Consider the following 6,851-nt stretch of genomic DNA (forward strand, 5'->3'; position numbering starts at 1 on the left):
GATAGACATGGCATGTTCCTTATGGAGTCGAGAGTTTCAAGTCAGTAATGGGTTAGCCGCTGCGCCCTGTTGTGCGCTTGTTGGCTGGCTTGGGACTCAATTTACGGACTAGCCGGGGATGGAACAATCCCATAGAATCGAGACTCATTGTTTCCATATTAGGGACGGTCATGGATCGTATCGAATGCATGCGCGCTTTTGTCGCCACGGTGGGTGCCAATGGCTTCGCCGCAGCAGCGCGTGCGCTGGACGTACCACGCTCGAAAGTCAGCAAACAGATTCAGGCGCTGGAAGAGGCCATCGGCGTACAGCTGCTGCAACGCACCACGCGCAGCCTGCATCTGACCGAAGCCGGCGCCGAGTACTACGATGCCTGTCGCGATGTCATCGCCTCGCTAGACGAAGCCGAGCAACGAGCGCGTACCGGCATGGGCGAAATACGGGGCGTGCTGCGGGTCAACGCACCGATGTCGTTCGGCCTCAGTCGGCTGGGCCCGCTGATTCCGCGGTTCAACGAACTGCACCCCAACGTTGAACTGCAAGTCGTGCTCAGCGACCAGCAGGTAGATCCGGTCAAGGGCGGCTTCGATGTGACGATTCGTATTGCCAGCCTGCCAGACTCCTCGATGGTTGCCCGCTCGCTGGCCCCCGCGCCACGAATCATGGTGGCCTCTCCCGGCTATCTGGCGCGGGAAGGAACGCCACGAACGCCCAAGGACCTGGCCGACCACAAATTCCTCAGCTATGGCTACTTGCAGAGCGGCACCAGCCTGCAACTGTGCAACGGCAAGGAAACCCAACGGGTGACCGTCAGCGGGCCGCTGCATGCCAACAACGGGGATATCCTGGCTCAGGCGGCGGTGTCGGGGATGGGCATCACCTTGCTGCCCAATTTCATCGTCGAAAGGGCGGTGGCCGATGGTCGCCTCACGCCGGTGCTGTGCGAATGGCAGGCGCCGGCGATTTCAGTGAATGCGGTCTATCCCTCGGCACGCCGGGTGCCGATGAAGACCCGGGCGTTCCTCGATTTTCTGGTGGCGGAACTGGCGTTGGGTTCGGCGGGGTTTTGAACGGGGTTCGCCAGTCTGCTTCTGCCGAAGGCGTGGGAGTTCGGCTTGCCGACGTTCTGACGCGAAGCGGCAGCAAGACCAGGCCTGCTCGGTGTGTCAGATCACTGCATTGACTGGTTTTGCTAGCGCTTCGCGTCAGATCCCGAGCAAGCTGGCGCCTACGGCCCGCGGCCAGAATCAAAAAACCCATCCCATGGCCCGCCGCCTTTCCCTACGCTCAAGCTACCGCGCCAACCGGCTCCTTGCCTTCCAATACCGCTGCCAGGCTCGCCAGCACCATTTCTCCCATGCGTGTGCGGGTCTGCACCGTTGCACTGGCGCGGTGAGGTTGCAGGACCACGGTTTCCAGGCCGAACAACACATCCGGCACATGGGGCTCGTCGACGAATACATCCAGCCCTGCGCCCGCAATCGAGCCTGCTTCAAGCGCAGCGATCAGGTCGGGTTCGTTGACCAGGCTGCCGCGTGCCACGTTGATCAGATACCCCTCGGCGCCCAGCGCTTCCAGCACCTTGGCATTGATGATGCCCTTGGCCTTGTCGGCGGCTGCGGCCACGATCAATGCATCGCTCTGGCTGGCCAGCTCCACCAGGTCGCTGACGAAGGTGTACGGCACGTCGTCCATGGCGTTGAGGTCGGTGTAGCTGATCGGGCAACCGAAGGCTGCGGCGCGCGTGGCGACCGCGCGCCCTACCCGCCCCAGACCGACGATACCGATACGCATGCCGCTGAACTGCCGGGCCAATGGCAAGGGCACCAAGGGCGTGGCGGTCTTGGCCCAGGCGCCGGAGCGCACGTAGCGATCACTGGTGCACAGGCCACGGCAGGCCGAAATCAACAGCCCGATGGCCAGGTCAGCGACGTCTTCAGTCAGCGCGCCGAGGGTGGCGGTCACGCGAATCCCGCGATCGCGCGCGTAGGCCAGATCCACCGCGTCAGTGCCGACGCCATTGACCGCAATCACTTCGACTTTCGGCAATTGCTCCATCACCGCGCGGGTGATGCCGGTGTGTCCGCCGGTGACCACACCACGAATATTGGCGCCGTGCTCACGCAGGTAGGCGGCCTTGTCGGTCTGCTGAAAATAGGGGCGAACCGTGTACAGCTCGTTGAGCCTGGCGTTGATCTGCGGGATCAAGATCGGGCTTAGCTGGAGGATTTCAGGTTTCATCGATGTCTCGCTCAAGTCGGATTCAGACGGGATCAACCACGGCCCACGAACGGCATGTTGGTTGCCATGACGGTCATGTTCAGCACGTTGGCCGACAACGGCAGCGCCGAGATGTAACGCACGGCATCGGCGATGTGTTTGACGTCGATCATCGGTTCCACCGCGATCGAGCCATTGGCCTGGCGCACGCCCTTGGTCATGCGCACCGACAACTCGGTCAGCGCGTTGCCGATGTCGATCTGGCTGCAGGCGATGTTGAACTCGCGACCGTCCAGCGCCAGGCTCTTGGTCAGCCCCAGCACGGCATGTTTGCTGGCGGTATAGGGGCCAGTGAACGGGCGCGGAACATGGGCGGAAATCGAGCCGTTATTGATGATCCGCCCGCCCTGCGGCGACTGCTTGCGCATCAAGCCGAAGGCGCCCCGGCTGCACAGGAAAACCCCGGTGACGTTGGTGTCGATCACGCTCAGCCACTTCTCGACGGGCAGTTCGTCCATCGGCACGGCCGGGGCATTGACGCCCGCGTTGTTGAACACCACGTCGAGCCGGCCGTAGACCTCCTCGATGGTTGCGAACAGCTTGTCGACGCTGGCCGGATCCCGCACATCGGTGGACACCGCCAGCGCTTCTGCGCCTTGCTCGCGCGCCTGCGCCACCAGCTCTTCCAGCGGCTCCAGTCGGCGACCGGTCACCACCACCTTGTAGCCATCTTCCAGCAGTCCGAGCGCCACCGCGCGACCGATGCCGCTGCCTGCGCCGGTTACCAAGGCAATTTTCGAGAGGGATTGTTCAGTCATTGTTGTTCTCCTGTTGCTGGTCTGGATGCTGCTGCGTGAATGCTGCGTTTGCTCAGGCCGTCACTGGACGCGACGGCTGCCGATCCGCACTTCAAATTCGCCGATACCGCTGATACCGCCAGTGATCACATCGCCCGCATCGAGCGCAGCGACCCCCGGAGGCGTGCCGGTCATGATCAGATCGCCGGCGCGCAGGCCGATCGAATGAGAAAGCTGGCTGATGATCTCGCCCACCGACCAGATCTGGCTTTCAAGGTCCGAGCGCTGGCGCTCCACCCCGTTGACGGCCAGCCAGATGGCGCCTTGTCGTGGATGGCCATGGCGGCTGGCGGGCAGGATCGGGGTCATCGGCGCCGAGCCGTCGAAAGCCTTGGCCGGCTCCCAGGGGTTACCCACCGCTTTGGCGGCCATCTGCAGATCACGCCGGGTCAGGTCCAGACCTGCGGCGTAACCCCAGACATGCTCCAGCGCCTGCGCTTCACTGATCTGGAAACCGTCCTTGCCAATGGCGACCACCAGTTCGATCTCGTGACAGAACTGTTCGGTCTGGGTCGGAAAATCCAGTTCACCTGTCGCATCGATGACCGATGTCGAAGGCTTCATGAAGAACGCCGGTACTTCGCGCACCGCGCTCGATGAGTCGCCCCAAAGATAGTTACGCCCCAGACAGAACACCCGGGCGATGGGGAAACGCGCGTCGCTGTCAGCGACTGGCAGGCTGGCAACAGGCGCGGGTTCAAATACAAAGTTGCTCATGGACAATTTCCTTTGGCCTGCGAGGCTTGATGTTCGTGGCTCTGCAGCAGTGAGCTGGCTCGCGATAGCGGTGTGTCAGCAGACAGGTGTGCATGGCAGACCGCATCGCGAGCCAGCTCACTCCCGCATCGGGCGGCCGTTTGATCCAGAGACTACGGGATCAAAACGCCTGAAAGTTGGACAAAACCGTGTTTGCGCTGGACTAAAAAACTCAATATCCGGGCGATAAAAAAGGCGTACTCGCGTACGCCCTTGCCTAGTACGGCAGAAGGTCACACACATATCTGACGCTTAGCTGGCCTTCAACTCGATGCGATAAATGCGGCCCAGCAACAGTGAATAAGACAGGGTGCCGATACACGCCACCCCGCCGATGAACCAGAAGGCCCAGGCGAAATTACCGGTCACATGAAGGATCTGACCGATGACGATCGGGGTAACGATGCCGCCGATGTTCGCCGCAAGACTGGTGATGCCACCGGTGAGGCCAATCAGTTGTTTCGGAGCGATCTCCGAGACCGCCGCCCAGGAAGCCGAAGCAATGCCCTGAGCGAAAAAGGCGACCGTCAACAGCGCGATGCAGACTTCGTTGGAGTCCGTGAAGTTGACCAGCATGATCGACATGCCCAGCGCCGAGCCCACCACCAGCGGCAGCTTGCGAGCGAAAGACAACGACACACCGCGACGGATCATCCAGTCGGAAATGAAGCCGGCCAGCAGCACGCCAACCGTGGCGCCAATGAATGGCAGCACCGCGAAGATGCCGACTTTGACCATGGTCAGATGACGTTCTTCAATCAGGTACGTCGGGAACCAGGTCAGGAAGAAATACAACGCCGAGGTGCTGGCGAATTTTCCGATGCAGATCGCCCAGACCTGACGATACTTGAGCAGTTCGGCAATCTGCGACCACTTGAATGTGTTCTTGTCCTGACTGCTTTTGACCAGACCACCGCCGGCTTCGATGTAATCGAGCTCCTGCTTGCTGACCTTCTTGCAGTTCAGCGGATCGCGATACAGGTAGAGCCAGGCGATCCCGAACAGAATGCCGACGATGCCGGTGCTGTAGAACACGTGGCGCCAGTCGTAGGTGGTCGCCAGCCACAGCAGCAAGCCGGTGAACAACGCGGTGCCCAGGTATTGGCCACACACGTAGATGCTGCTGGCCATGCCACGCTCCCTGGCCGGGAACCATACGGTGACGGCGCGGCTGTTGGCGGGGAACGCCGGTGCTTCCATGGCGCCGATGGCCAGGCGCAGACCGAACAAGGAAGCAAAACCGCCTGCCATGCCCTGACACACGGTGACCGCTGACCAGGAAATCAGCGAGGCCCCGTAGGTCACCCGCGAGCCGAAGCGGTCGGCGATGAATCCGGCGGGCACCAAGGCGAACGCGTAGGTCCAGGCGAAGGCCGAGAAGATCAGGCCCATCTGCACTTTATCCAGGCCCAGGTCCTTGGCCATGAACGGAGCGGCGATGGAGATGTTGACCCGGTCCACATAGTTGATGATCGTGGCGATCAGCAACAGCGAGAGCATGAACCAGCGGCGATGGGATGACAGTCGGGCCGGTGCGGCTGCCGCGGGAGCGGCGACACGGGCGTCGATTGCCTGAATATCAGGATTGCTCGACATGAGAATTCCTCGTTGTTTTTATTGGAATCGAGTGATGAAGCGCACCCCTAAGTTATCGTACGACTGGTTTTAAACAAGACGTGGCTTAGATCGTTTTTGGATCTGCGCACCTTCGCTTAATTATTTGTCCAAGAAGTTCGGGGCCTGCCAATCGCGTCCGCAAGGTTGAGCGACATGCGAAAAACCTCGAGCTAGAGCGCTGAAATCAAAGAGCGCGAGGAGATGGTTTCTTGGACAAAAAAACTGGCGGCCGCCAGAAGAAAGGTTTTGAATCGCGTCATCGGACAACTGACAATAAAAGCAGAACGATGAGGAATTCCATAATGGACTCTGCCACCCGCGTACCCACCTACGGCATGCAGCAGCGCAGTGAGCGACCGGACTTCTATATCCGTGGCAAGACCGAAGGCAAGCCGGAGACGGCGCCTCATCGCCATGAGTATTTCCAGATCCAGATCAACCTGGGCGGCGATACCGTGCAGCACATCGGCGGTGTGGTTCGCCCCTTCCCGCGCAATACCCTGGCGTTCATCCTGCCGCACAAACTGCATCTGATCCCGCACCCGCCGGAAGGCAATTTCCTGCTGATCAATTTCGCCCAGACTTTTCTCTTGCCGCAGCTGCAATGCGACCCGCTGGACCTGGAAGACGTGGCCATCGCGCTGGCGCCGGAGCTGTCACCGTTCCGTTTTCAGGAGCATCTGGACTTCACCCTCGACGCCGAAGACTTCGCCCGGATCCAGGGCCTGCTTGATCGCATGCGCGAGCTGGACCAGCATCGGCAGTTCGGCACGCGGGAAATCCTCAAGGGCTGCCTGCTGCAATTGATCGGCACGATCTGCCAGCTATATGCCGAGCCGATCAAACTGCTGGCCGACGACAACGCCGCTGAACGCAGCCGTCGCGATGCATTGGCGCGGATGTCCGAATACGTGCGCAAGCACCTCAGCGATCCGGATCTGAGCCTGAAGAAAGCCGCATCAGCAGCGTTTCTGTCGCCCAACTATCTGACTCACTGGCTGCGCAAGGAAGTCGGCAAGACCTTCAGCGAACTGGTCTTGGAGCGACGCATGCACCTGGCGCGCACCTTGTTGCTCAACGGCAACAAGCCGGTGGGCGAAGTGGCGCGGCTGTGCGGATTTGCCGACGAAGCCTATTTTTCCCGCCGCTTCCGCCACGCCCACGGTATGCCACCGGGACAGTTCAGAAAGCAGCGGGATTTGTAGACCACGGGTGCAGCCGCTGTGAGAGAAGCAAAGGGTGATACATGCCGATCGCTTCTGCCCGCAGGGCGTAGGAGCAAGCTTGCTCGCGATCTGGCGCGACGCGGCAGTGAACCCTGTGACCGGTGTGCACCTGACACCCCTGGTTGCCGGATTTTACTGCCGGTGCCCGGCAGCTCGCGGGCAAGCCCGCTCCCAC

At 61.1% G+C, this 6,851-nt stretch carries 6 protein-coding genes; 2 read left to right on the plus strand and 4 right to left on the minus strand.

Going from position 1 to position 6,851, the window contains the following annotated elements:
- Positions 1–170: 170 nt before the first annotated feature.
- Positions 171–1,070, plus strand: coding sequence for a LysR family transcriptional regulator (locus ACI2KS_RS28925; RefSeq protein WP_404624448.1), 900 nt, complete (start codon positions 171–173; stop codon positions 1,068–1,070).
- A gap of 217 nt (positions 1,071–1,287) precedes the next feature.
- Here ACI2KS_RS28925 and ACI2KS_RS28930 read toward each other — a convergent pair whose 3' ends face one another.
- From ACI2KS_RS28930 to ACI2KS_RS28945, 4 genes are all read right to left on the minus strand, one after another.
- The gene (locus ACI2KS_RS28930; RefSeq protein ID WP_404624449.1) at positions 1,288–2,241 is read right to left on the minus strand and encodes a 2-hydroxyacid dehydrogenase; all 954 of its coding nucleotides are present in this window, start codon (positions 2,239–2,241) and stop codon (positions 1,288–1,290) included.
- Positions 2,242–2,273: 32 nt separating this feature from the next.
- A complete protein-coding gene (locus tag ACI2KS_RS28935; RefSeq protein ID WP_404624450.1) occupies positions 2,274–3,038 on the minus strand; it encodes an SDR family oxidoreductase in 765 nt (254 codons plus the stop codon).
- A 60-nt stretch (positions 3,039–3,098) separates the two neighbouring features.
- A complete protein-coding gene (locus ACI2KS_RS28940; protein ID WP_404624451.1) occupies positions 3,099–3,800 on the minus strand; it encodes a fumarylacetoacetate hydrolase family protein in 702 nt (233 codons plus the stop codon).
- A 285-nt stretch (positions 3,801–4,085) separates the two neighbouring features.
- The gene (locus tag ACI2KS_RS28945; RefSeq protein ID WP_404624452.1) at positions 4,086–5,429 is read right to left on the minus strand and encodes an MFS transporter; all 1,344 of its coding nucleotides are present in this window, start codon (positions 5,427–5,429) and stop codon (positions 4,086–4,088) included.
- Between the two features lie 323 nt (positions 5,430–5,752).
- Here ACI2KS_RS28945 and ACI2KS_RS28950 point away from each other — a divergent pair, with 323 nt between their 5' ends.
- Positions 5,753–6,655: a helix-turn-helix transcriptional regulator gene (locus tag ACI2KS_RS28950; RefSeq protein WP_404624453.1), complete on the plus strand. Its 903-nt coding sequence runs from the start codon at positions 5,753–5,755 to the stop codon at positions 6,653–6,655.
- Positions 6,656–6,851: the final 196 nt, after the last annotated feature.

The sequence above is a fragment of the Pseudomonas sp. NPDC087358 genome (assembly GCF_044900785.1).
GTDB lineage: Bacteria > Pseudomonadota > Gammaproteobacteria > Pseudomonadales > Pseudomonadaceae > Aquipseudomonas.